This is a genomic window from Ochrobactrum sp. WV_118_8 (genome assembly GCF_039631535.1).
Taxonomy (GTDB): Bacteria; Pseudomonadota; Alphaproteobacteria; order Rhizobiales; family Rhizobiaceae; genus Brucella; species Brucella anthropi.
This window is the reverse complement of record NZ_JBDIUZ010000001.1, coordinates 2,864,752-2,889,988: the sequence shown is the minus strand read 5'-3', so window position 1 is coordinate 2,889,988 and position 25,237 is coordinate 2,864,752. Positions and strand designations below refer to the sequence as shown.

Sequence of the window (25,237 nt, the reverse complement as noted above, 5' to 3'; positions counted from 1 at the left end):
TCCGTTCATGAGCGAAAAGATCAATCGCCGTATCGTGCTGGCATCGCGCCCGGAAGGTCGGCCAACCGCAGAAAACTTCCGGCTGGAGGAAGCGGCGATCCCGAGCCCCGGTGACGGTGAGGTTCTCCTGAGACTGCATTATCTGTCGCTCGATCCTTATATGCGTGGGCGTATGAGCGCGGCCAAATCCTATGCCGCGCCGGTGGCAATCGGCGATGTGATGGAGGGTGGCACGGTAGGCGAAGTCGTTGAAAGCAAGAGCGCAGGCTTTGCTCCGGGTGATTTCGTGCTTTCCCATTCCGGCTGGCAGGATTATGCGGTTGCCGATGCCTCGACCTTGCGCAAGCTCCACCCGAAAGAAGCCCCTGTAACGACGGCGCTTGGCGTTCTTGGCATGCCGGGCTTTACCGCCTATTCCGGCCTGCTCACCATCGGCCAGCCGAAACCGGGCGAGACCGTCGTGGTTGCGGCCGCAACCGGTCCGGTCGGTTCTGCCGTCGGGCAGATTGCCCGGATGAAGGGCGCACGCGCTGTCGGCATTGCGGGCGGAGCGGATAAATGCAAGGCGTTGATCGATGAATTCGGTTTCGATGTGGCTATCGATCACCACAGCAAGAATTTCGCACAGGAGCTGGCTGAGGCCTGCCCGAAGGGCATCGACGTTTATTTCGAAAATGTCGGCGGCAAGGTCTTCGACGCGGTGTTTCCGCTGCTGAACCAGTTTGCGCGGGTTCCGGTCTGTGGCCTGATTGCGCAGTACAATCAGAGCGGCCCGTTCGATGGACCTGACCGGCTGCCGCTGGTGATGCGGGATGTTCTGTCGAAAAGCCTGACCATTCGCGGTTTTATCCAGCGTGATTTTGCCGATCAGAGGCCAGCCTTTTACCATGACATGGTGAAGTGGATTGCCGACGGTCAGGTGCGTTATCGCGAAGACATTGTCGATGGGCTGGAGAATGCGCCGAAAGCTTTCATTTCCCTGCTGGAAGGAGGTAATTTCGGAAAGCTGATCGTGAAGCTCGCATGAGACTGCAATAAACTGCTTGCAGAACTGCGACTTGAGCGTGATGCTGTGCCTGTTTCTTCTGTTGGAAACTAGTGTGGCGAATCCGAAATTCGTATCACTCCGGGGCGGGGTTGCGAACGAATTTCGGTTTCAAAGCCACACTAGGTCATTGCAAAGGGCAGGCAGAGCATGGGCGAGCGCCAGCAGGCAGGCATAGGGGAAGGCGGCGGGCCGGGACGCGAGCGTCAGGAAGAGGCCCGGCGTATTCTCGACAGGCTCGAACGCGAGCAGACCGGTGCCGAAGGCATCGTGCGGCGCGGATTTTCCCGCACTGCGCATCATCTGGCTGCCACTGACGCCCCCGAAAATGATCCCATCGAGCTTTGGGCTACGCGGATCGGGCGCGGGCTCGGCTTCCTCATCACGCTGGCGATCATCGTCTGGCTCATTCTCTATCTCATGCAAAGCTAGGTACTCAATGACGCTTTCTGCGCCTTCGGATGCGACAACCGTTATTGTCATCTCAAGCCATGTCGTGCGCGGTTCAGTTGGCAATAGAGCCGCCGTTTTCGCGTTGGAAACGCTGGGTTTTCCCGTATGGGCCGTGCCGACCGTAGTGCTGCCATGGCATCCGGGTCATGGGCCTGCTGGACGCATCGTGCCACCGGCGGAAGAGTTTTCGCGCCTGATGCAGGATCTTCAGCGCGCACCGTGGCTTGGCGAGGTGGGTGCTGTCCTGACCGGCTATCTCGGTCATCCCGAGCAGGCGGCAGCCGTTGCCGAGCTGGTCAAAGCCGTGAAGGCGAAGAATCCGGGGGCGGTCTATCTGTGCGATCCGGTCATCGGCGATGAAAAGGGGCTTTATGTCCCCGAAGCGACTGCCATGGGTATTCGCGACAAGCTTCTGCCGCTTGCCGATATCGCAACACCCAATCGTTTCGAGCTTTCATGGCTGACCGGCGTTCCGCTGGAAGACAATTCCGCCCTGATGGAGGCTGCATTGGAGGCCGGTCCGGCAACCATGCTGGTCACCTCGGCCTTTCCGCTGATGAGCGGCAGCATCGGCAATATTCTGCTCACGCCGACCATGGCGCTGATGGCCGAACATCGCCGTGTCGATGGCCCGACCAACGGTCTCGGTGATCTGACCTCTGCCGTGTTTCTGGCGCGTCGCCTGTCCGGCATGGCGGAGGAAAAGATGCTCCAGAGCACTACTGCGGCAGTGTTCGAAATCATGGCGCGCTCGGCAAAGCGCGGGGCGGACGAGCTGATGCTGGAAGCCGATGCGTCGAGCCTCGCCACGCCGATGGCCATGGTGCAGACGCGGCGGCTGATGCATCCGACCAAGGGGTTCCGCGCTTGACACATGTGGCTCCAGTGCTTGCTGGTGTTGACGGCTGCCCGCGCGGCTGGATCGCCGTGATCGGGGATGGCGGCGGTTTGCGAGCGGAAGTGTTCGGCAGTTTCTCCGCCCTGGTGGCGTCGCTTCCGGATAAAGCGATCATTGCGGTCGATATGCCGATCGGCCTGCCGGAAAAGGGCGGGCGGTCGGCGGAGCGGGCCGCACGAGCACATCTTGCCGGAAGGCAATCGAGTGTTTTTTCCATTCCGCCGCGTGCTGCTGTCTATGCCGAAGATTATCGCGAGAGCTGTTCTTTGTCGCTGGAATGCACCGACCCGCCACGCAAGGTTTCCCGGCAGGCTTTCGGGCTTTTCCCGAAGATCTGCGAGATCGATGAATTTTTGCGCTGCGATCTACGGCTTGCCGAGCGTATCATCGAATCGCATCCCGAACTGGCTTTTGCGGTTTTGAATGGCATGAAGGCCATGTCCCTGCCGAAGAAGATCAAAAGCCGGGTGAATCCGGAAGGAATGGCCGAGCGCCGGGCCTTGTTGCAGCACTGCGGATTGCCGGAAGATTTTTTGAAAGGTCGCGTCCCGCGCGGTGCCAAGGAGGATGACTTTCTTGACGCCTGCGCCATGTATCTCGTGGCTGGTCGTCACGCGCGCGGTCAAGCGCACCCGCATCCCGACCATGAAGAACGCGACGCTTTCGGTCTTCGCATGGCGATATGGGCTTGAGAAGCTTGCATGAAAGCGAAAGGGATCATGCGTCCAATTGGACGCAGTCCGTTCAGTGCATTTCGATTGATCTCGGTTTTCGATAGGGATATTGGAAAAATATGGTTGATCTTCCAGACTCACTTCTCGCCGGTTATCGAACCTTCATGCGCGAGCATTTTGCCCACGAAACTTCACGATATCGCCATTTGGCCGACAAGGGACAATCACCGGAAACGCTGGTTATCGCTTGCTGTGACTCCCGTGCGGCTCCCGAAACCATCTTCAACACGGCGCCCGGCGAAATCTTCGTCCTGCGCAATGTTGCCAATCTCATTCCGCCTTATGAGCCCGATGGCGAATACCATGCTGCTTCGGCAGCACTGGAATTTGCGGTTCAGAGCCTCAAGGTGAAGAATATCGTCGTCATGGGCCATGGCCGTTGCGGCGGCATCAAGGCTGCGCTCGACACCGAAAGCGCACCGCTTTCGCCGGGTGACTTCATCGGCAAATGGATGAGCCTGATCGCGCCTGCAGCCGAAGCCATCAGTGGCAATCAGCTCATGACGCAGAGCGAGCGCCAGACCGCGCTGGAACGTATCTCGATCCGCTACTCCATCAACAATCTGCGCACATTCCCTTGCGTCGATATTCTGGAGAAGAAGGGCAAGCTCACCCTGCACGGCGCATGGTTCGATATCTCGACCGGCGAGCTGTGGGTGATGGATCACCAGACGGGTGATTTCAAACGGCCAGACGCGGCCTGATCCAGATTTAAAAAATGCTTCCTGAAACGGCTTCTCTCAGATCGAGAGGGGCCGTTTGCCATATTTTGGCCAGCCAAAATTGACGTTTTTGTCTTCCAAACGCGAAAATTCGCATCAAAACATACAAAAATAGCCCCAAACTTTGGGGCTATTCTGTGAAGCATGAGGCTTTTCTGCGGCAATTTCAGAGCGAAATTGCGATTTCAGCCTTCAGTTCTTACTTGCCGTCGATGGCCTTGCCCATGACGGCGATGGCGCGCTGGTAAACCTGTGCAGCATTCCAGCCCTGGATCGCACCGTAGTTCGGTTCGCCTGGCTGATAGCCTGCACCGCGCTGCCAGCCATGGCCGACAAGGAAGTTCGCGGTCGAATAGAGAGCATCCGCCTTGGAGCGGGCCATGTCGATATGGCCGCTGCCGTCGCCGTCGACGCCGTATTTCAGGACGTTGACCGGCAGGAACTGCGTCTGGCCGATTTCACCATGCATGGCGCCAACCGCATTTGGATTGAGGTCCTGACGGTCGATCAGCTTGAGCGCTGCATAGAGCTGGTCGGTGAAATAATCGCTGCGGCGGCAGTCATAGGCGAGCGTCGCGACAGCCGACAGCGTATGCTGCTTGCCGAGATAGGCGCCGAAGCCTGTTTCCATGCCCCAGATCGCGAGCAGCGGTCCGGCTGGAACGCCATAACGCTTTTCGATCGCAGCGAAGAGAGCAGCGTTCTGCTGCTTCTGCGCACGGCCGCGCTTGATGATGGTATCAGCGCCGCGCTTCTGCATGAACTGTTCGAAGGAGAGCTTGAAGCTCTTCTGGTTGCGGTCGGCATTGATAGTGGCCTGCGCGTATTTGGTATTGCCAAGCGCACCGATCGCGGCCTTGCCAATGCCACGCGAAGCGGCTTCCTTCATCGTCTGCTGGAGCCAGGCATTATAACCGGCGGCATTATTGCCGCACTGGGCTGCCTCGGCAATGCCTGTTCCCGTCATCATGCCCACTGCAAGAACTGCTGCTGCCGTCCAAGACCGGCCCTTGGCAACCAATGCCATTCGTTTCTCCTTTGGAGTTGATTCGACCTCAACGCGAATTTGCCATTCCTTACACCAAATGTCATGCGGCAACGGCAAAGCGGGACGAGGCAGGTGCGAAATGCCGCGTCTCAAGCATTTTTGCACAAAAACAGCAAGCTTTTGTTGGTCCCAAAACCTTGATCGGAATTTTTCGCTTGGAAGCTGTGGCTTTCATACCTATTGCTTATGGTCTTACTGGTAAAACTTCTTTACCAGCGTTTCATAGTTGACTTTCAAAGTTCGTGACATTGACGGGGAGGACGCCACATGTCGAACGGATTTCTTGCATTATTTGCATTTCTGCCAATTCTCGTAGCCGGCGTGATGCTGGTCGGATTTCGTATTCAGGCCCGCATTGCGATGCCGGTGACCTATGTGCTGACTGTCGTGATCGCAATGGCGGTCTGGGGCATGAGCGGCAACCGGGTCATTGCCTCGACCATTCAGGGCCTGATCCAGACTGCAGGTCTGCTCTGGATCATTTTCGGTGCGATTCTGCTTCTCAATACGCTCAAATATTCAGGCGGCATTTCTGCGATCCGCTCCGGCTTTGCCCAGATCAGCCCTGACCGCCGCATTCAGGTGTTCCTGATTGCCTGGCTGTTCGGCTCGTTCATTGAGGGTGCATCCGGTTTCGGCACGCCTGCTGCTGTCGTGGCGCCGCTGATGGTGGCCGTCGGTTTTCCGGCACTTGCCGCCGTTACTTTCGGATTGATCATCCAGTCGACGCCCGTGTCGTTCGGTGCCGTCGGCACGCCGCTTATCGTCGGTGTCCAGTCAGGTCTCAATCGCGAGGCGCTGACGGCGCAATTGCAGGGCGCCGGATCGAGTTGGGAACAGTTCTTCCATATCATCACATCGGAAGTGGCTATCCTGCACGCCATCTGCGGTACGTTCATGCCGCTGTTCCTCGTGGTCATCATGACCCGCTTCTTCGGGCGCAACCGCTCCTGGACGGAAGGTCTTGCCATTCTGCCCTTCGCGCTGTTTGCGGCCTTCTCGTTCACCATTCCTTATGTGCTGAGCGCGGTTTTCCTCGGTGCTGAATTCCCGTCCATGATCGGCGGTCTCGTCGGGCTTGCGCTGGCGACGTTTGCCGCACGAGCCGGTTTCCTGATGCCGAAGCAGAGCTGGGATTTCCCTCCCGCTTCGGAGTGGCCTGCAGGCTGGGTCGGCACCGTCCAGATCAAGCTCGATGAACTGACCTCGAAGAAAATCCCGCTCGTTCTGGCATGGACCCCTTACATTCTGCTGGCGATCTTTCTGGTGGTCAGCCGTACGTTCCCGTCGGTTGGCAATGCGCTGAAGTCGATCACGTTCGTTGCCAAGGACATCATGGGCGAAACCGGTATAGGTGGTGATTTCACGCCGCTCTTCCTGCCGGGCGGTCTTCTGGTCATCGTCTGTGTGATCACCTTCTTCCTGCATCGGATGAACGGCGGACAGTTCGCCAAGGCTTTCGGTGAAAGCACAAAGACGCTGGTGGGCGCAGGCTTCGTGCTTCTGTTCACCGTGCCGATGGTGCGCGTCATGATCAATTCCGGCGTCAACGGCAAGGAACTCATCAGCATGCCGCTGATGGTTGCCGACTGGGTGGCGGTGGAAGTCGGGAATGTCTATCCGTTCTTCGCGCCGTCCGTGGGAGCGCTGGGTGCGTTCCTCGCCGGGTCCAACACGGTGTCGAACCTCATGCTCAGCCAGTTCCAGTATGGCGTGGCGGAAGGGCTTGGCATTTCCGGTGCGCTGATGGTCGCCGGTCAGTCAGTGGGCGCTGCCGCTGGCAACATGATCGCGATCCACAACGTGGTTGCAGCTTCCGCGACGGTCGGCTTGCTGGGACGTGAAGGCACGACCTTGCGCATGACCATCATTCCCACGATCTATTATGTGGTTCTGGCGGGAACGCTGCTGATGATCGGCCTTTATGTGCTGGGCATCGGCGATCCGCTTGCCGGTGTGGCCGCACAGTAAAACAAAATCGAAACCGGCCCTGTATTGGAGCGCATCCCGAAAAGTGTGAAATGGTTTTCGGAACAAGATGCGCCCAAAACAAACTGGGCCGGTTTCAGTGAGTTTCAGGCCTTTTGCTTGACATTGCGGGCTGATCACCTTAAAGCCAGCTCCAATCTATCCGCGATCTTCAGAACGCGAGCCACCGACCGGGACCCATTTGGTATAAAGCGATCCCGGAGGTCCACATCCGACAGCGCGATGCGCCCTCGGGTGCTGTATCGCTTTGGTTGCTTCTTGAACTGGCAGATAAGCGGGACGATTTATCCCTGACGAAGCATAAGCCTCTTCTCGGATTAAAAGGAAATTCGATGTTTGAATCACTTCAGGAGCGTCTTGGCTCCATCCTGAACGGCCTTACCGGACGCGGCGCTCTTTCTGAAGCCGACGTGGCCGCAGCGTTGCGCGAAGTGCGTCGCGCGCTGATCGAGGCTGACGTTTCGCTGGAAGTGGTTCGCTCCTTCACCGACCGCGTTCGTGAGAAGGCGGTTGGCGCCGAAATCCTGAAAAGCATCAAGCCCGGCCAGATGGTCGTCAAGATCGTCCATGACGAGCTTATCGAGATGCTTGGCACCGAAGGTGTCGCGATTGACCTGAACGCGCCTGCGCCTGTCGTCATCATGATGGTCGGTCTGCAGGGGTCGGGCAAGACGACCACCACCGGCAAGATCGCCAAGCGTTTGACGGAGCGCCAGCGCAAGAAGGTGCTGATGGCGTCGCTCGATACGCGCCGTCCTGCTGCACAGGAACAGCTTCGCCAGCTCGGTATTCAGACCAGTGTCGACACGCTGCCGATCATCGCCGGCCAGTCGCCGGTCGAAATCGCCAAGCGCGCCGTACAGGCTGCAAAGCTCGGCGCACATGATGTCGTCATTCTCGATACTGCGGGCCGCACGCATATTGACGAGCCGCTGATGGTGGAAATGGCGGATATCCGCAAGGCCGCCAATCCGCACGAAATTCTGCTCGTCGCCGACAGCCTGACCGGTCAGGATGCCGTCAATCTGGCGCGCAATTTCGACGAGCGCGTTGGCATTACGGGTATTGTTCTCACCCGTATGGATGGCGATGGCCGTGGCGGTGCAGCGCTTTCGATGCGTGCCATCACCGGCAAGCCGATCAAGCTGATCGCCACCGGCGAAAAGATGGATGCGCTTGAGGAATTCTATCCGAAGCGTATCGCCGACCGTATTCTCGGCATGGGCGACATTGTTTCGCTCGTGGAAAAAGCTGCCGAAAACATCGACGCGGAAAAAGCCGCGGCGATGGCCAAGAAGATGCAGTCGGGCAAGTTCGATCTCAATGATCTTGCCGATCAGCTGGGCCAGATGAAAAAGCTCGGCGGCATGGGCAGTATTATGGGCATGATGCCCGGCATGGGCGGAATGAAGGACAAGGCAGCAGCAGCCGGTCTCGACGACAAGGTGTTCGACCGCCAGCTCGCTATTATCGGCTCGATGACCAAGGCCGAGCGCGCTAATCCCGACCTTCTCAAGCACAGCCGCAAGCAGCGCATTGCCAAGGGTTCCGGCACGACTGCTGCCGACATCAACAAGCTTCTCAAGATGCACCGCCAGATGGCCGACATGATGAAAGTCATGGGCAAGGGCAAGGGCGGAATGATGAAGCAGATGATGGGCGGCCTTGCCAACAAGATGGGCCTTGGTGGCGGAATGGGCGGCCTTGGTGGCATGCCTGATCTCTCGAAGATGGACCCGAAGCAGCTTGAAGCGCTTGCCAAGCAGGCGGAAGCAGCCGGTCTGACGAAAGGCGGCGGTTTGCCGGGCCTTCCGGGCGGTGGTCTTCCGGGCTTGGGTGGACCGAAACTTCCCGGTCTTGGTGGCGGTCTTCCCGGCCTGCCGAAGAAGAAGTGAGCATCATGAGCGACGAACAGAACACTGCACCGGCTGAACTTCTGGCACTGCGCGCCTCCATCGACAATATCGATGCTGCGCTGATCCACATGCTGGCCGAACGTTTTCGCTGCACCAAGGCTGTCGGTGTACTCAAGGCCGAACGTGGCCTCGCACCGGCTGATCCGGCCCGCGAAAAGCGTCAGGTGGAACGTCTGCGCGCCCTGGCAACCGATGCCCATCTCGATCCCGATTTCGCCGAAAAATTCCTGAACTTCATCGTGAAGGAAGTCATTCGGCATCATGAGCATGCCGCCGCAAACCACGGCGGAAAGTAAAGCGCATCCCGAAAAGTGTGAAACGGTTTTCGGGTAAGATGCGCGTCAAAACAACAACCGTAGCTACGGTTTAACCCGTTTTGCCCCGACCATCCCTCGGGCGAAGCAATTGTCTAAAGGAAAGAAAAAATGTCTCTCAAGATTCGTCTGGCCCGCGCTGGCTCCAAGAAGCGTCCTTACTACCACATCGTTGTTGCCGACGTCCGCAGCCCGCGTGATGGCCGCTTCATCGAAACCGTTGGTGCATGGAACCCGATGCTGGCCAAGGACGCTGAACGCGTGAAGCTCGATGCCGACCGCATCCAGCATTGGATTGCACAGGGCGCACAGCCGACCGACCGCGTTCTGCGCTTCCTCGACCAGGCTGGTCTTGCAAAGCGTCCGACCCGCAGCAACCCGACCAAGGGTGAGCCGGGCAAGAAGGCTCAGGAACGTCTGGCCATGGCCAAGCAGGCTGAAGAAGAAGCTGCCGCAAAGGCCGCTGAAGCTGCCGCTGCCGCTGCTGCTCCGGCTGAAGAAGCTGCAAGCGAATAATCTTCGCGCAGCTTGCATTTTGAGAAAGCGGCGGAGCAATCCGCCGCTTTTCTTATGGGCTGGCTAAGATGTTGCCGGTCGAGCCTTACCTCAGGTCCAGCTCCCATGTCTGGCCGGTGAGATCCGCGCCGAAGGAATGGTGTGGTGCTTCATCAATGAGCCGGAACCCGGCGCGTTCGTAAAGACGCCGTGCTGCCGTGAGAACACTGTTCGTCCACAGAGTGATGCGCTCATCGCCGACAGTGCGCGCGCGTTCGATACAGGCGTTCACGAGCTTTGCACCGACACCGGCCCCGCGCGCATCCGGTTCGACATAGAGCAGGCGCAATTTGCCAAGCTTTGGCTGGTCCCCCTTGACCAGAAACACCGATCCAACCACACGACCGTCGAGTTCAGCTACCCATGCCGCGTCGTGGGCGGGATCGAAGGCTTCAGAGAAATCGGCAAGAATGCGGGCAACGAGTGCCTCATAGTCGCTGTTCCAGCCATACTCGTCCGTATAGAGCACTGCCTGCCGGTGAATGATCCACCCCAGATCACCAGCCCGCAGATTGCGCAGCTGCAAATCCTTGGGGTGCTCGTCATCAAATATGCGCTTGATCGTACTCGCTGCTGCCAGCAGATTTCTGCGCTGATCCGGCTGCAGTCCGTCGAGAAGTTCGCCAACAGCGTCGCAGGTGTTACGCTCCAGTGCGCCGAATGTCTTGCGACCGGCATCGGTCAGTTGGATGGGACGGCTGCGGCCTCCGTCGGGATGCTCTGACGTCTCGATCAACCCACGTTCGGTGAAGCGTTTCAGTGTTCTGCTCAGCTGGCCGCGGTCGAGCCCGAGCGCTCGCATGATGTCTGCTGCCGCAGGTGCTGTGCGATGGGCGATCTCGTAGAGGATACGCGCCTCGGTCAGCGTGAACGGGCTCTTGTCCAGATGGGCGTTCAGCAGGCCGAGACGGCGCGTATAGACGCGGTTGAACGCCCGCAATGCACTGATGTCGTCGAGATTGTCTACTTGCGTCATGTCTGCTTACGCCCGGCGCGGCGTCTCCCTATGTTGACACTATCAATATCTATTGTGTTGACTGAGTCAACACCCTCGTAAGGTGAAATCCATTCGGGAAAGACCTCGCTGCGGCGCCGTACGCGGGCGGTTTTCTTTGACTGTTGTGCATGCGCTGCAATCAGGCTGGACGATGCGCGAAATTGCGTTATCTTGTTGATTTGACGGCTCGCATTTGCGTGAACGCACATATGCGGGTGATGAATTTGTTTCCCCGGCGCTTGGCAAAGCGCTCTTTTCAGGAGAAGTCCATGTCGGCTGCGACGGTTGCCACTTCTTTCTCTTTTCGCCGTATTTTCATCGCTCTTGGTCTCGCTGTTCTGGTTCCGCTGCTATCGGCATGCGGTTTCAACACGATCCCGACCAATGAGGAAAAGGCGAAGGCTGCCTGGGGCGAGGTGCAGAACCAATACCAGCGCCGCGCCGATCTCGTGCCCAATCTGGTCGAGACCGTGAAAGGCTATGCTGCTCACGAACAGGAAACCCTGCAGGCTGTGATCGAGGCGCGCGCCAAGGCGACGCAGGTGCAGATCACGCCGGAAACGCTCAACAATCCGGAACTCTTCAAGCAGTTCCAGGATAATCAGGCCAATCTGACAAGCGCGCTGTCGCGCCTGATGGTGGTGGTCGAGCGCTATCCGGACCTGAAAGCCAACCAGAACTTCCTTGCATTGCAGTCGCAGCTCGAAGGTACTGAAAACCGCATCGCCGTCGCACGTCGCGACTATATCGAGGCGGTTCGCGTCTACAACACGGCGCTGCGCACCATGCCGACGATGATCTGGACGTGGATCTGGTATCGCGATGCACAGCCGATGCAGAGCTTCAGTGCAGATGCAGGCAGTCAGGCCGCGCCCAAAGTCAACTTCAACTGACGGCGCGTTTCATGATGCGTTTCGGGGCGAGTGCAGCACTCTCGCGTGATCGTCGCGGTCTTGGCTGGTTGGGCTGGCCGCGACATCTCCTTGCGCTCGCTTTCCTGCTGTTTTGCGCAGCGCTGACGCTGCACACGGTGGCCCTTGCACAAGACGCGTCGACGCCTGCACAGGCCTTGACCGGTCGTGTGGTGGATGCGGCGGGGATCATCGACCCCGCCGAGCGCCAGCAACTGACCCAGAAGCTTGCCGATTTTGAAGCGAAGTCATCGGATCAGGTGGTCGTGGTGACGGTCCCGAGCCTCAACGGCGAAGACATCGAAACCTATTCCAACCGTCTGTTCCGTGCCTGGGCGCTGGGGCAGAAACAGGAAAACAACGGCATATTGCTGGTGGTTGCGCCCAATGACCGTAAGGTGCGGATCGAGGTCGGCTATGGTCTCGAAGGCGTCATGACCGATGCGCTTTCAAGCGTCATCATCAATGGCACCATCATTCCCGAATTCCGTACCGGCAATTACTCGAACGGCATCGTACAGGGTGTTGACGGCATTCTTTCGGTGCTTTCCGGTGATGCCGCCGAGCTTGAAGCGCGGGCCAAGCGCAATGTGCAGTCGAGTTCCGATGATGTCGACTGGGTCTTTGTCGTCTTCATCGCCTTCTGGTGCCTGATCTTCTTCGGTGGCTTCGGCATGGCGATCCTGACGCCGGTTTTCGGACGCAAGATCGGGCCGGGCAAATATCAGTGGCTCGGCATGGTCGTCGATTACAACAATCGCGGCGGCGGCTCTGGCGGCAGGGGTGGTGGCAGCTGGGGCGGCGGCGGTGGCTGGTCGTCCGGCGGGGGAGGCGGTGGTTTCTCCGGTGGTGGCGGTTCATCCGGTGGCGGTGGCGCCTCGGGTAGCTGGTAGGGAGACGCAACGATGAAGCATCACACGCTGATTGGCGCTGAGGACCATGCCCGCATTGCCGAGGCCATCCGCAAGGCGGAAGCAGAAACCAGCGGCGAAATCTATGCCGTTCTGGCGCGCTCGAGCGATGACTATTTCTTTGCGGCGGGCTTTGTTGCGACTTGCGGCATCCTCATCGCTTCGGTGATCGCGGCTTTTCTCGCCCATTGGTACTGGTTCGATATCCGCCTGCCCATGTTCGGACTTGCGGTGCTGGCGGCGTTCCTGACTGCGATGCTGGTGCTCTGGTTCTTTCCGGCCATTCGCATGTTGCTGGTGCCGCGCCGCATCCGTTACAAGCGCGCCCATCTCAATGCGCTGCAGCAGTTTCTGGCGCGCAATGTCCATATTACGGAGCACCGCACCGGCATTCTGCTCTTTGTCTCAATGGCCGAACATTATGCCGAGGTGATCGCCGATGCGGGCATCCATGCGCGTGTCGAACAGGACGAGTGGAATGCAATCGTCGCGACGCTCATCCATCACGCCTCCCGCGCACAAATGACCGAGGGTTTCGTACTGGCTATCGGTCAGGCCGGGGTGCTGCTGGAAACGCATTTTCCGGCAGGACCGGACAATATCAATGAGCTGGACGATCACCTGATCGAGCTCTGAGTGTCTGTTCCAAAAGTCGCCATGCCGGCTGCAAATGACGTTTTTGCCACGGCCTGACGCTTTTTGATTCAGGCACTGACAGGCCGATTCATTTATCAGAATCATCTGCAACTTTAGTCGGAAATGTGGCGAAGCAGGGCTGCTGCTTGACCCTTTTGGCAGCACTTTTGAGCTGCGCGGAGAAATCCGCTGGCATATTCCGAAATTTCGCGGGAAGTTTTCGAAGTTTTGTTCCAAATTAAATGGATTAAATGCGGTCTTTCTGACTTTCCGGGAAATTTTTCGTTATTTTCAACGAATTGCCATCGAAACCAATGCCTAATCTGCTAGTTTGGCGCGCATTGCCATCATGACAGGAGTATCCGACGTGACTGCAAAGCAGGATCGGTCGAGCAAGGTTAAAGGTTCCAAGGCAAGCAAGGAGGAGAAGAAGGGAGGCAAGTCGAAGGCGCTTACGGCCTTCTCGCAGCTTCTCTTCGAATGGGCGCCGCCAGAAGATCTGGCCGCTTACGATGCTGCCGCTCTCGACAGTTCAGCCCGTCACGGCTATGCCGCCCTCGAATCCTATCGCAAGGGCAAGAGCATCATCAGCGTCGATAATGGTATCGAGCGCCATGGTCGGCCGGTGAGCGTCATCACCATCGTCAACGACAATATGCCGTTCCTGCTCGACTCCATCATGGGTGAGCTGAATGATCATGTCAGCCAGATTTTCATGGTCGTGCATCCGGTTCTGGATATTGCGCGCGAAAAGGACGAGCTGGTCATTCTGGGCGAAGCATCGCAGCTAGCGCCTGCCAAGGGCGTCGAGCGCGTCAGCCTGGTACAGATTCATCTTCCAGCCCTCGACAAACAGGTCAAGGCCGATCTGACTGCCGCCATCAAGCGCGCGCTCGGACAGGTTCGTGCCGCTGTCAGCGACTGGAAGCCGATGTTGAAGCGCCTCGATGGCGCTATCGCCGATTACAAGCGCGTTTATGAAATGACGAGCGATCCGGCCATGCCGGAGGCCATCGCGTTTCTGGAATGGCTGCGCGATGATCGTTTCATCTTCCTCGGACTTCGCGAACTCACCTTCAAGGGCAAGGGCGACAAGCGCGAACTGGTTCCGGTCAAGGAAACGCTCGGCATTCTCAACGACAATGAAGTCCGCGTCCTGCGCAAGGATGACGACGACACGGTGACGCCGCGTGAGGTAACGGAATTCCTCGACAGCAACGAGCCGCTGATCGTGACCAAGGCGAATTCGCTTTCGCTGGTGCATCGCCGCTCCTATCTCGATTATGTCGGCGTGAAGATATTCGGCGAAAAGGGCGAAGCCATCGGCGAACTGCGCCTGGTCGGTCTCTTCACCTCGGTTGCCTATACGAGTTCGGTTGCAGGCATTCCGTTCATCCGCTCCAAGGCCGATGCGGTCATCAAGCATCTCGGGTTCAACCGCGAGGACCATTCGGGCAAGGCGCTCATCAACGTGCTGGAAGAATATCCGCGCGACGAGCTTTTCCAGATCGATGTGGAAAGCCTGACGGCCAATGCCGAGCTGATCCTTGCGCTCGGCGAACGCCCGCGTGTGCGTGCCGTTCCGCGTCTCGATCGCTTTGGCCGCTTTGCGACCGTGCTGGTCTATATCCCGCGTGACCGTTACGACTCGGTCGTGCGCGAGAAGATCGGGCACTATCTCGTTGATATCTATGGCGGTGACAGTTTCGAATTCCACCCGGTCTTCCTGCAGAACGGCCTGACGCGCGTTCAGTTCGTCATCCGCCGTCATGAGCGCTCCACACCGCATGTGGATCGCGAAGCGCTGGAAGCCGAAGTGCGCGCCATTGTCCGCACATGGGACGATGCGGTTCGTGAAAGCTCTGACAGTGCAGACGCAAAGACCGTCGCGCTTGCTGCAAGCTTCCCGCCATCCTATCGCGAAATCTTCACGGCGCCGGAAGCGCTGGTTGATGCGGAACGTATCGCTGGCCTCAGCGCAGAGGCTCCGCTTTTCGTAGACTTCTATCGTTATCGCACTGATGGTCCTGATGCGGTTTCGCTGAAGCTTTATCATCACGGTGCGCCGGTTGTTCTGTCGCAGCGTGTGCCGCTTCTGGAAAACATGGGCTTCCGTGTCGTCAGCGAGCAGACCATCGACCTGCCGCATGCTGGCAAGGACGGCGCTGCCGTTTACGTGCACGACATGCAACTCGTGAACGCCTATGGCGCTCCCGTCGATCTTTCCGACGATGGCGAGATGCTGGAAGATGTGTTCCGCAATGTCTGGGACGGTCTGGCTGACAATGACGGCTATAACGCGCTGGTGCAGACCGCACGCCTGACGGCACGCCAGATCATGATCCTGCGTTCCTACGGTCGTTATCTGCAACAGGCAGGCATTGCCTATTCGCAAGGCTTCATCGCGGCTGCACTGAACCGTTATCCGGAAATCGCCAGCGACCTCTATTCGCTGTTCGACCTGCGCTTCAACCCATCGGCCAAGCGCCGTGATGCGGCTGAAAAGAAGCTGGTCGATGCTATTGAGACCGCATTGCTTGGCGTGCCGAGCATCGATGACGACCAGATTTTGCGCCGTTTCCGCAATCTGATCGAAGCGACGCTGCGCACCAATGCCTATCAGCCGGATGCCGACGGCAAGCCGCGTGTCACCTTTGCCTTCAAGCTCAATCCGCGTCTGGTCGAAGGCCTGCCGGACCCGCGCCCTTATCGCGAAATCTTCGTCTATGGGCCGGAAGTGGAAGGCGTGCATCTGCGCTTCGGCGCTGTCGCCCGTGGTGGTCTGCGCTGGTCGGACCGCGCACAGGATTATCGCACCGAAGTGCTGGGCCTCGTGAAGGCACAGCAGGTCAAGAATGCGGTGATCGTGCCGGTTGGCGCCAAGGGCGGCTTCTATCCGAAGCGTCTGCCGGTTGGCGGCGATCGTAATGCCGTGTTTGAAGCTGGTCGTGATGCCTACAAGGTGTTCATCTCCACGCTTCTGTCGGTCACCGACAATATCGAGGACAATCATGTCGTGCCGCCGGCGGAAGTCGTGCGCCATGACAATGACGATCCTTATTTCGTCGTTGCTGCCGACAAGGGCACGGCCACCTTCTCCGATACGGCCAATGCCATCAGCCAGGCACATGATTTCTGGCTGGACGATGCCTTCGCATCCGGCGGTTCCGCCGGTTATGACCACAAGGGCATGGGCATTACCGCGCGCGGCGCATGGGAAGCCGTGAAGCGGCATTTCCGCGAATTCGACACGGATATCCAGACCGAGCCTTTCACTGTTGCCGGTGTGGGTGATATGTCGGGCGATGTGTTCGGCAACGGCATGCTGCTTTCCGAACAGATCAAGCTGGTGGCTGCGTTCGACCATCGCGATATTTTCATCGATCCTAACCCGGTTCCAGCCGACGGCTTTGCCGAGCGCAAGCGTCTGTTCGAATTGCCGCGTTCGAGCTGGCAGGATTATGACCGTTCCAAGCTTTCGGCTGGTGGCGGCATTTACAGCCGCAGCCAGAAGACGATCACCCTGTCGGCAGAAGCTGCTGCAGCCATCGGCCTTGGAAAGACCTCCGGCACGCCGCAGGAAATCATGACCGCGATCCTGAAATCGAAGGTCGATCTCCTCTGGTTCGGCGGTATCGGCACCTATATCCGCTCGTCTGCTGAAACGGATGCGCAGGTTGGCGACCGCGCCAATGATGCGATCCGCATCACCGGCTCGGAAGTCGGTGCACGGGTGATCGGCGAAGGCGCCAATCTCGGCGCGACCCAGCGCGGACGCATCGAATATGCGCTGGCAGGTGGTCGTGGTAATACCGATGCCATCGATAATTCGGCAGGCGTCAACTGCTCGGACGTCGAGGTCAACATCAAGATCGCTCTGGCTGCTGCCATGCGTTCGGGCAATCTCAAGCGCCCGGCACGCAACAAGCTTCTGGTCAGCATGACCGACGATGTGTCCGAACTGGTTCTGCGCAACAATTATCTGCAGCCGCTGGCGCTTTCGCTCAGCGAAAGGCAGGGTCTGGCAGAACTGCCCTATCAGGCGCGGTTCATGGCGGAGCTGGAAAACCGCAAGCTTCTCGACCGTAAGGTCGAGTATCTGCCGTCCGATGCGCTGCTGGCCGAACGCCAGAAGGCAGGCCAGCCGCTGACGCGTCCGGAACTGGCGGTTCTGCTTGCTTATGCCAAGCTGTCGCTGTCGGATGATCTGGTGGCAAGCCAGCTTCCGGACGAACCTTACTTCCAGTCGCTGCTGTTCGGCTATTTCCCGAAGCGCATGACCAAGACTTATGCCGAGGAAATCTCCGGTCATCGTCTGCGCCGTGAAATCGTCGCTACTTTGCTGGCAAACGATGTCATCAACCGTGGCGGTATCACCTTCATCAGCCGTCTGGCCGATACGACGGGCAAGTCGCCTGCCGATATCGTGCGTGCCTATGTGGCAGTGCGCGACGGTTTCGAGATCGATGCGATCTATGATGCCATCGATGCGCTCGACAGCAAGGTGCCGGGCGATGTGCAGAACCAGTTCTACCATCTCGTCGGCGAAATGCTGCAGGCGACGACGGCCTGGGTGCTGCGTAACGATACGACACGCGCCAACCTGACGGAACTGGTGGATACGATCACCAGGGCACGTGCCGAACTGGAACCGCGTTTCGACGGCCTGATGCCGGAATATCTGAAGAGCACGCTTCAGGCCGACAAGGTCGCTTTCGTGGAAAAGGGTGCACCGGAAAAGCTGGCTCAGCGTCTTGCCAATCTGCAGCTTGCAGGCATCATGCCGGACATCGCCCTGATCGCGCATCTGGCCGGTGCCGACCGGGTGGTAACCGCCAAGACCTATTTCGGTGTTTCGGAAGCCTTCCGCATCGGTCGTATCGAGGAAGCCGCGCGTTCCATCCCCGTCACGGACTATTATGACGGGCTTGCTCTGTCACGAGCAAGCGATACGATCACGCAGGCCGCGCGCGGTATCACCATTGCGGCGCTCAAGCGTTTTGCCAAGGACAAGGACCCGGCAGCAGCCTGGTTCGCAGCCGATGGTGCGCGTATCGAGCAGGTGAAAAACCGTATGGTGGCGCTGACGGAAGGTGGTGACCTGACAGTCTCGCGACTGGCGGTTGCAGCGGGCCTGATGTCCGATCTGGCGCAATAGAAAACAACGACATAATCTTGCAAAAGGGCGGCTTCGGTCGCCCTTTTTGTTTCTTTTGAAACAGCATTTCGGGTTATATGGTGCCGCTGATAAAAGCGAAGTATCCAACCGACTGGCCGGTCAATGGTTGGACCAACTTCTTGTCCGGGGGAAGGAACAAACAATTGAGCGATCAGGTTCTGCCTGCTCGGGGCTATGCCTCGCGGCGCGGCATATGGGGCTGGATATTTTTCGACTGGGCGGCACAGCCATTTTTCACGGTTATTGTCACCTTCATTTTCGGTCCATACTTCATCTCCCGCATGGCCGACACGCCTGAAGCCGGGCAGATTGCCTGGGGCTATGGTATCGCTGCCGCAGGTTTTGTGATCGCTGTTCTTTCGCCTGTTCTGGGGTCGATTGCCGACAAGACAGGCTCCCGCAAACCATGGATCGGCTTTTTTGCTGTCCTCAAGATCGTTGGACTCATGACGCTCTGGTTTGCGGTGCCCGGTGCGAACCTGTTCTGGGTGCTTCTGGCTTTCAGTATCGCAATGGTGTCGGCGGAGTTTTCAATCGTTTTCAACGATTCCATGATGCCGCGGCTTGTCCCGCGCAGCGAGATCGGCAGGGTGTCCAATCTGGCCTGGGGGCTTGGCTATCTGGGTGGTGTTCTGGTGCTGATCTTCGTGGTGGTTTTTCTGGCTGCATCACCCGACACAGGCAAGACGCTGATTGGGCTCCCGCCACTCTTCGGCCTCGACCCCGTCAGCGGCGAAGATGCCCGCATCACCGGCCCCATAGCGGCACTCTGGTATCTTGTTTTCATCATGCCGATGTTTCTGTTTACACCCGATCAGGCGCGCGGGCAGCCGCTGCGTCAGGCAATCGGCAGCGGTCTGGCGGAACTCAAATCGACGCTGCGGGAAGTGCGCGAACATCCGGGGATCACGCGCTTTCTGGCCGCCCGCCTTTTCTATCAGGACGGGCTCAATGCCATTGTCGCGCTCGGCGCCGGTTATGCCGCTTCATTGTTTCAATGGAGCATCAACGAGATTGGCCTCTTCGGCATGATCACCAATGTGTCGGCGATCCTGAGCTGCCTTGTCGCGGCGCGCCTCGATATCAGGCTCGGCTCCAAGATCATCGTCATCGGATCGCTGGTGCTTTTGCTGCTGGCTTCGCTCGGTATCGTTTCCACCGGAACGCATTATCTGCTGTTCGGTCTGGTGCCTGTCAGCTATCCGGAGGCAAAAGGCTTGTTCTCGACAGCTTCGGAACAGGCTTTCCTCATCTACGGGCTGACGATCGGCGTCGCGCTTGGGCCTATACAGGCCTCGTCCCGGTCGTGGTTTGCGCGCAGCATCAAGCCGGAGGAATCGGGTCGATATTTCGGCATCTATGCGCTGGCGGGGCGTGCGACGAGTTTTCTCGGACCGTTTCTGGTTGCGACGATCACTGCGCTCAGCGGCTCGGCTGCACTTGGCATGTCGGTGCTGCTGCTGTTCTTCGCCGTCGGGCTCTATCTGGCGGCCATAACGCCTTACCCCGCCGACAAGCCGCTTGCATCCGGCCCGCTGTAACGGGCCGGAATCTGACTTTTATTCGATCCAGCCGAGTGAACGCTGAACCGCTTTTTCCCATGCGTTGAACAAGCGCGTGCGCTCGTCTACGGGCATTCGCGGATGCCAGCGATGGCCCACCTGCCAGTTTTCCACGATGTCGTGCGTGGATTTCCAGTAGCCGACGGCAAGCCCTGCCGCATAGGCAGCACCCAGCGCCGTCGTCTCGATAATTTTCGGGCGCACGACCGGCACATCCAGAATGTCGGACTGGAACTGCATGAGCAGTTCGTTGATGGTCATGCCGCCATCGGCGCGCAACTCCGTGATTTCGACGCCTGAATCCTTCACCATCGCATCGAGCACTTCGCGCACCTGATAGGCGCTCGCTTCCAGGGCCGCCCGGGCAATGTGCCCCTTGTTGGCGAAGCGGGTGAGGCCAGCAATGATACCGCGCGCTGAATCCTGCCAATGCGGTGCAAAGAGGCCGGAAAAGGCGGGAACGAAATAGACGTCGCCATTGTCCTCGACGGTGCGCGCCAGCGTTTCGATGTCGCTGCTGTTCTTAATGATGCCGAGATTGTCGCGCAGCCATTGCACCAGGGCGCCGGTAATGGCGATGGAGCCTTCCAGCGCATAAACCGGCTTGGCGCCGTCGAGCTTGTAGGCAACCGTGGTCAGCAGGCCGTAATTGGAGGGCACCAGTTTCTCGCCGGTGTTCATCAGCATGAAGCAGCCCGTGCCATAGGTGTTCTTGGCTTCGCCCGGTTCCAGACATGCCTGACCGAAGAGCGCTGCCTGCTGGTCGCCCAGAATGCCCGCAAGTTTTACACCGGAAAGGGAGGGCAGGGTGATCTCGCCATAGACTTCGCTTGAAGAGCGGATTTCCGGCAGGCAGGCTGACGGAATATCGAAAAGACGAAGTATGTCTTCATCCCATTGCAGCGTCGAAAGATCCATCAGCTGGGTGCGGGAAGCATTGGTCACATCGGTGATATGGATGCCGCCATCGGTGCCGCCGGTCAGGTTCCAGACCAGCCATGTATCGATTGTGCCGAAAAGTGCGTCTCCGGCTTCGGCCTTTTCACGCGCACCCGGAACATTGTCGAGTATCCAGCGCAGCTTGAGCCCGGAGAAATAGGTCGAGATTGGCAGGCCCGTCTTGGCACGCAGCTGGTCTGCGCCGCCGTCCTTCGTGTACCGGGAAACAAGTTCGTCGGTGCGCGTATCCATCCAGACGATTGCATTATAGAGCGGCGCACCGGTTTTCCTGTCCCAGAGCAGTGTGGTCTCGCGCTGATTGGTGATGCCGACGGAAGCGATATCACTTGCCTTCAGTTTTGCTTTTTTGAGTGCTGCGGCAATGACGTGCTGTGTGTTGCGCCAGATTTCTATCGGATTGTGTTCGACCCAGCCCGCCTTTGGATAAATCTGCTCATGTTCGCGCTGGTCGCTCGCGACGATATCGCCCTGCCTGTCGAAAATGATGAAACGCGAACTCGTGGTTCCCTGGTCGATGGAACCGATAAACTGCGTCATGGGGCGGGCTCCTCCGTTGATCCGGTCTATGCTGAAAACGAATTTAAACGAAACAATATGAAACTCAATGAAAACGAGGCCCCGGAATGGTTGGTTCCGGGGCCTCGATATATACTTTTTATAAGGGGTTAGAGCATTTCCAGCAAAAGTGCGGAGCGGTTTTGCGCAGGATAATGCGTAAAAGCTCTAATGGCGGAAGTGACGCATCCCCGTCATGACCATGGCGATGCCGTGTTCGTCGGCAGCGGCTATCACTTCATCGTCCCGCATGGAACCTCCCGGCTGGATGACTGCGGTTGCACCGGCCTGAACGGCGGAAAGCAGACCGTCGGCAAACGGGAAGAACGCGTCGGAAGCGACCACGCAGCCCTTGGTGAGCGGTTCTGCAAGACCGGCGGCTTCTGCTGCGTCTTCAGCCTTGCGGGCTGCGATGCGGGCTGAATCCACGCGGCTCATCTGGCCTGCGCCGATGCCGACCGTTGCGCCGTCCTTCACATAGACGATGGCGTTCGACTTCACATGCTTGCCGACGCGGAAGGCGAATTTCATATCGTTGAGTTCGGCTTCGGTCGGCGCACGTTTGGTGACGACCTTGAGATCGAGATCGTCGACCACACCATTGTCGCGCGACTGGACCAGCAAACCACCGGCAACCGTCTTGGCGGCAATGCCCTTGGCGCGCGGGTCCGGCAGGCCGCCGGTGACGAGCAGACGGAGGTTCTTCTTGGCAGCAACAATGGCCTGTGCGCCTTCGGTGGCATCCGGAGCGATAATGACTTCGGTGAAGATCTTTACGATCTCTTCAGCGGCTTCCTCATCGAGCGTTTTATTGAGCGCAACAATACCGCCGAACGCCGAAACCGGATCGCAGGCGAGTGCCTTCAAATAAGCTTCCTTGATGGTGGCTGCTTCTGCAACGCCGCAAGGATTGGCGTGCTTGATGATGGCGACGGCTGCGGTGCGGGCAGGGTCGAATTCTGCGACGAGTTCGAAAGCCGCATCGGTGTCGTTGATGTTGTTGTAGGAGAGCTGCTTGCCCTGAAGCTGGGTCGCGGTGGCAACACCGGGGCGCTTCTCGCCAGTGAGATAAAAGCCAGCCGTCTGGTGCGGGTTTTCTCCGTAGCGCATGACGGAATGCAGCTTGCCTGCGACCGAGCGATAGACCGGAGTTTCTTCGTTGATCGCTTCGGCAAACCAGTTGGAAATGGCTGCGTCATAGGCTGCCGTGCGCGAGAAGGCCTTGGCGGCGAGCTTCTTGCGGAAGGCAAGCGGCAGGGAGCCTGCGTGCTTTTCCAGTTCGGTGACGACGTCGGCATAGTCGGCAGGATCGACGACCGTGGCGACATAGGCGTGGTTCTTGGCCGAAGCGCGGATCATCGCGGGGCCACCAATGTCGATGTTTTCGACGGTCGTGTCGTAGTCGCCGCCCTTGAAGCGGACTTCCTCGAACGGATAGAGATTGATGACGGCAAGATCGATGCCGCCGATGCCGTGTTCTTCCATGGCCGCGACGTGTTCCGGATCGTTGCGCACGGCGAGCAGGCCGCCATGGACCGCCGGATGCAGCGTCTTGACGCGTCCGTCCATGATTTCCGGGAAGCCGGTTACTTCGGATACATCCTTCACCGGAATGCCTTCAGCGGCAATCGACTTGGCGGTGCCGCCGGTCGAGAGGATTTCGACACCTTGCGCGTGAAGCGCTTTGGCGAAATCGATCAGGCCGGTTTTGTCGGAAACGGAAAGGAGGGCGCGGCGCACCCGATGAAGATCGGGAGCGGGAATATGCTTGGAGCTGACAGCCATAGGGAGTTGGTCTCTTCGTTGCTGAAACGGATGCGTTCAGGAAAGTGGACGGCTCGCCCTAACACAGGCGCGCCGAGAATCCTATCGCAAAAGGCCGGAAAAGAACGGTGAAGAGGTATTTCTTGCCCCGCATTCGATCCCATTGACCCTCGACCCTTCGAGACGGCGCTACCGCGCCTCCTCAGGATGAGGGCGGTGGAGAGCGGACTATACCAAGTCTCATTGAGTTTGACTCATCGAGACTTGGTTAAGCCCGTGCGGCAATTGAGCATTTTCAGGGCGTGATGCGTTAGCATCTTAGCGCCCTGCTATTATACGTAACTGCCGAGTGCGACGCGGCTGAACTGCCAGTTCACTTCCGGCAATTCTGATGCCGGGAAGGAGAGCACGATCTGCTTCGATGTCACGGGGCCACGGAAGCCCGCAAAGAAGATCGAATCTTCCAGTTGCGGCGCAACTTCAAAACAGGAGAAGACCCAGGTATCGTCACGATCCGCCGACAGAACGATCAATCCGTTCTCATCGAAGGAAATATCGACCGACGGATGCAGATGGAAACGCACCGCAATATTGTCGCGTCCGTTCGCCTTCAACGGACGGCCATCGCCGCGATAGAAGCGGTCTGCGCCCTGAATGACGCTGCCATTGTGCGACAGCACAAGGCGACGTTCGTGATAGATGCCGAACAGGCGCGCATAGCCGTCATGGCTGGCAACAAAGCCCTGTCGTCCCATTTCCTCGATCCGGTCGCGCTGCACGCGGGTCGGGCCTGCAATGATCGGCGTGCCGATCATGTTGGAGAGACCCGCATTGAGGCTGAAGCGGCACGAGGACGTGTCGTTGATGGTGGCCGTGGAGTGCGCAGCCGTGGAACGGCCTAATGGACGAAATTCCGGCGGACCGAAACGGTCAATGCCGGAATTGACGATATAGCGCTGGCGCCCGGAGGACATTTCGAAGGCGAGGCAGCCGGCATGGGCATCCCGCGAAGCTGTGACCGGCGGCGGCAGTCCGGTATCGGCGATGATGGTGGTCGAACCCATCGAAAGCCGTTCATAGCCGGAATAGGGTGCATGGGTCAGCGGCGATCCAGCGGTCTCGTCATGCCGGAGAACCGAGATGATGCGTTCCGGCATGGTGGGGCCGACGCCGTTGAAAAGCGCAAGGCTGCCATCCTGATGGCGGAAGAAGCGCAGGGCCGGCAACATGCGCTCGACGGCTTCGATCAGCGCCTTGGGCGGGGCTTCCGTGCCATTGGCATAGGTCTGGCGGAGCGGCAAAAGATCGGCCAGCAGTTCCAGAACCGTAACGGGGTTGCGCGAGATATGTCCGCCATCGGGCAGAATCTGGCGTTTCAGCTCATACTCCAGATTGCGCCGGGCGGCGCGTGCCGTCGGTGGCGAAACAGGCAGAGCCAGAGCGGCGAATGCCAACGCGATACGGGCGCGCAACCGTTCCTCGCCATCATCCATGGCGGCGGCAACGGTGCGCAGATAACGCACCTGCATGGCAAGCGAGCGCATGAAGCGGCGATAGGCGGGGAGTTCGGCGCCCGACAGAATAAGGTTTGAATGCTGAAGCCAGGCGATGATGCGTTGGGCAGTGACTTCCGGTGACCAGGCGATGCCACCGATCCGCTTGCCGAACATGCGCATCCAGTCGTCAACGAGCGCGCGCGCATTAGCGGTTGCCAGTTCGCTATTGGCGCTTTTCAAATGACGCAGCCAGCCGAAACTCTGAAGCGCTGCTTCCCATTCCGGCGTCGGCGGTTCGACGGCGAAAGGCGACAATCCGCCGGTTTCGACCAGACGACCGGCCAGCGCAAAACGGCCATGATAGAATTCCTGTGCCAATTGCGGGTCTGCTACGCGCAGATCAGGCGGTGCGATCAGGATACGGTCGGGGGTGAAGCCGGTGAAGCGCCAGCGATAAAGCGGCCCCATGCGCAGACGGCGGCTGAACTTGCGCCAAGCCTGTGCAACGGCCAGTCCCCAAAGATGTGGGGTTTCGCTGAGGGCGACTGCCACCCGGTCTTTCTCCGTATCGTTTGTCATTATTGTTTGGCCA

At 58.8% G+C, this 25,237-nt stretch carries 20 protein-coding genes; 15 read left to right on the top strand and 5 right to left on the bottom strand.

What is annotated here, in order from left to right:
• Positions 1-7: 7 nt before the first annotated feature.
• The 5 genes from curA (at position 8) to ABDF71_RS13965 (ending at position 3,834) form a co-directional block, all read left to right on the top strand.
• The gene (gene curA / locus ABDF71_RS13985) at positions 8-1,027 is read left to right on the top strand and encodes an NADPH-dependent curcumin/dihydrocurcumin reductase (RefSeq protein WP_010661501.1); all 1,020 of its coding nucleotides are present in this window, start codon (positions 8-10) and stop codon (positions 1,025-1,027) included.
• A gap of 168 nt (positions 1,028-1,195) precedes the next feature.
• A complete protein-coding gene (locus ABDF71_RS13980; RefSeq protein ID WP_010661500.1) occupies positions 1,196-1,477 on the top strand; it encodes a hypothetical protein in 282 nt (93 codons plus the stop codon).
• A gap of 7 nt (positions 1,478-1,484) precedes the next feature.
• Positions 1,485-2,369, top strand: a complete 885-nt coding sequence (pdxY, locus tag ABDF71_RS13975) for a pyridoxal kinase PdxY (RefSeq protein WP_010661499.1) — start codon at positions 1,485-1,487, stop codon at positions 2,367-2,369.
• A complete protein-coding gene (locus ABDF71_RS13970) occupies positions 2,366-3,088 on the top strand; it encodes a DUF429 domain-containing protein (RefSeq protein WP_500061639.1) in 723 nt (240 codons plus the stop codon). The genes pdxY and ABDF71_RS13970 overlap by 4 nt, the downstream gene beginning before the upstream one ends.
• Positions 3,089-3,189: 101 nt before the next feature.
• Entirely contained in the window at positions 3,190-3,834 is a 645-nt protein-coding gene (locus ABDF71_RS13965) for a carbonic anhydrase (RefSeq protein ID WP_010661497.1), read from the top strand.
• 217 nt (positions 3,835-4,051) lie between these two features.
• Here ABDF71_RS13965 and ABDF71_RS13960 read toward each other — a convergent pair whose 3' ends face one another.
• The gene (locus ABDF71_RS13960; RefSeq protein WP_010661496.1) at positions 4,052-4,879 is read right to left on the bottom strand and encodes a lytic murein transglycosylase; all 828 of its coding nucleotides are present in this window, start codon (positions 4,877-4,879) and stop codon (positions 4,052-4,054) included.
• On the opposite strand from ABDF71_RS13960, the gene ABDF71_RS13955 reads away from it, so the two are divergent.
• The 5 genes from ABDF71_RS13955 (at position 4,873) to rpsP (ending at position 9,635) form a co-directional block, all read left to right on the top strand.
• Entirely contained in the window at positions 4,873-5,130 is a 258-nt protein-coding gene (locus tag ABDF71_RS13955; RefSeq protein WP_155243315.1) for a hypothetical protein, read from the top strand. The two genes, ABDF71_RS13960 and ABDF71_RS13955, sit on opposite strands and share 7 nt — an antisense overlap.
• Before the next feature lie 37 nt (positions 5,131-5,167).
• Positions 5,168-6,871, top strand: a complete 1,704-nt coding sequence (locus ABDF71_RS13950) for an L-lactate permease (protein ID WP_010661495.1) — start codon at positions 5,168-5,170, stop codon at positions 6,869-6,871.
• Between the two features lie 350 nt (positions 6,872-7,221).
• On the top strand, positions 7,222-8,784 hold the full coding sequence (ffh, locus tag ABDF71_RS13945) for a signal recognition particle protein (RefSeq protein ID WP_500061638.1): 1,563 nt from the start codon (positions 7,222-7,224) through the stop codon (positions 8,782-8,784).
• A 5-nt stretch (positions 8,785-8,789) separates the two neighbouring features.
• Positions 8,790-9,101: a chorismate mutase gene (locus ABDF71_RS13940; RefSeq protein WP_010661493.1), complete on the top strand. Its 312-nt coding sequence runs from the start codon at positions 8,790-8,792 to the stop codon at positions 9,099-9,101.
• 129 nt (positions 9,102-9,230) lie between these two features.
• Positions 9,231-9,635 (top strand): 30S ribosomal protein S16, encoded by a 405-nt coding sequence (gene rpsP / locus ABDF71_RS13935; protein WP_010661492.1) that lies wholly within the window; start codon positions 9,231-9,233, stop codon positions 9,633-9,635.
• Between the two features lie 85 nt (positions 9,636-9,720).
• Here rpsP and ABDF71_RS13930 read toward each other — a convergent pair whose 3' ends face one another.
• On the bottom strand, positions 9,721-10,650 hold the full coding sequence (locus ABDF71_RS13930) for a bifunctional helix-turn-helix transcriptional regulator/GNAT family N-acetyltransferase (RefSeq protein ID WP_500061637.1): 930 nt from the start codon (positions 10,648-10,650) through the stop codon (positions 9,721-9,723).
• 290 nt (positions 10,651-10,940) lie between these two features.
• On the opposite strand from ABDF71_RS13930, the gene ABDF71_RS13925 reads away from it, so the two are divergent.
• From ABDF71_RS13925 to ABDF71_RS13905, 5 genes are all read left to right on the top strand, one after another.
• Positions 10,941-11,564 carry a LemA family protein gene (locus ABDF71_RS13925; RefSeq protein WP_010661490.1) on the top strand — a complete coding sequence of 208 codons (624 nt, stop codon included), beginning with the start codon at positions 10,941-10,943 and terminating at the stop codon, positions 11,562-11,564.
• Between the two features lie 11 nt (positions 11,565-11,575).
• Positions 11,576-12,475, top strand: coding sequence for a TPM domain-containing protein (locus ABDF71_RS13920; RefSeq protein WP_500061636.1), 900 nt, complete (start codon positions 11,576-11,578; stop codon positions 12,473-12,475).
• Between the two features lie 12 nt (positions 12,476-12,487).
• Positions 12,488-13,129 (top strand): TPM domain-containing protein, encoded by a 642-nt coding sequence (locus tag ABDF71_RS13915; protein ID WP_278526697.1) that lies wholly within the window; start codon positions 12,488-12,490, stop codon positions 13,127-13,129.
• A gap of 367 nt (positions 13,130-13,496) precedes the next feature.
• Positions 13,497-18,287 carry an NAD-glutamate dehydrogenase gene (locus ABDF71_RS13910; RefSeq protein WP_500061673.1) on the top strand — a complete coding sequence of 1,597 codons (4,791 nt, stop codon included), beginning with the start codon at positions 13,497-13,499 and terminating at the stop codon, positions 18,285-18,287.
• Between the two features lie 164 nt (positions 18,288-18,451).
• Positions 18,452-19,849, top strand: coding sequence for an MFS transporter (locus ABDF71_RS13905; protein ID WP_010661486.1), 1,398 nt, complete (start codon positions 18,452-18,454; stop codon positions 19,847-19,849).
• 18 nt (positions 19,850-19,867) lie between these two features.
• On the opposite strand, the gene glpK is transcribed toward ABDF71_RS13905, so the two are convergent.
• From glpK to ABDF71_RS13890, 3 genes are all read right to left on the bottom strand, one after another.
• On the bottom strand, positions 19,868-21,367 hold the full coding sequence (glpK, locus tag ABDF71_RS13900) for a glycerol kinase GlpK (RefSeq protein WP_029929449.1): 1,500 nt from the start codon (positions 21,365-21,367) through the stop codon (positions 19,868-19,870).
• Between the two features lie 186 nt (positions 21,368-21,553).
• Positions 21,554-23,170: a bifunctional phosphoribosylaminoimidazolecarboxamide formyltransferase/IMP cyclohydrolase gene (gene purH / locus ABDF71_RS13895; RefSeq protein ID WP_071633457.1), complete on the bottom strand. Its 1,617-nt coding sequence runs from the start codon at positions 23,168-23,170 to the stop codon at positions 21,554-21,556.
• A 311-nt stretch (positions 23,171-23,481) separates the two neighbouring features.
• Positions 23,482-25,224 (bottom strand): heparinase II/III family protein, encoded by a 1,743-nt coding sequence (locus ABDF71_RS13890; protein WP_010661483.1) that lies wholly within the window; start codon positions 25,222-25,224, stop codon positions 23,482-23,484.
• Between the last annotated feature and the right edge of the window lie 13 nt (positions 25,225-25,237).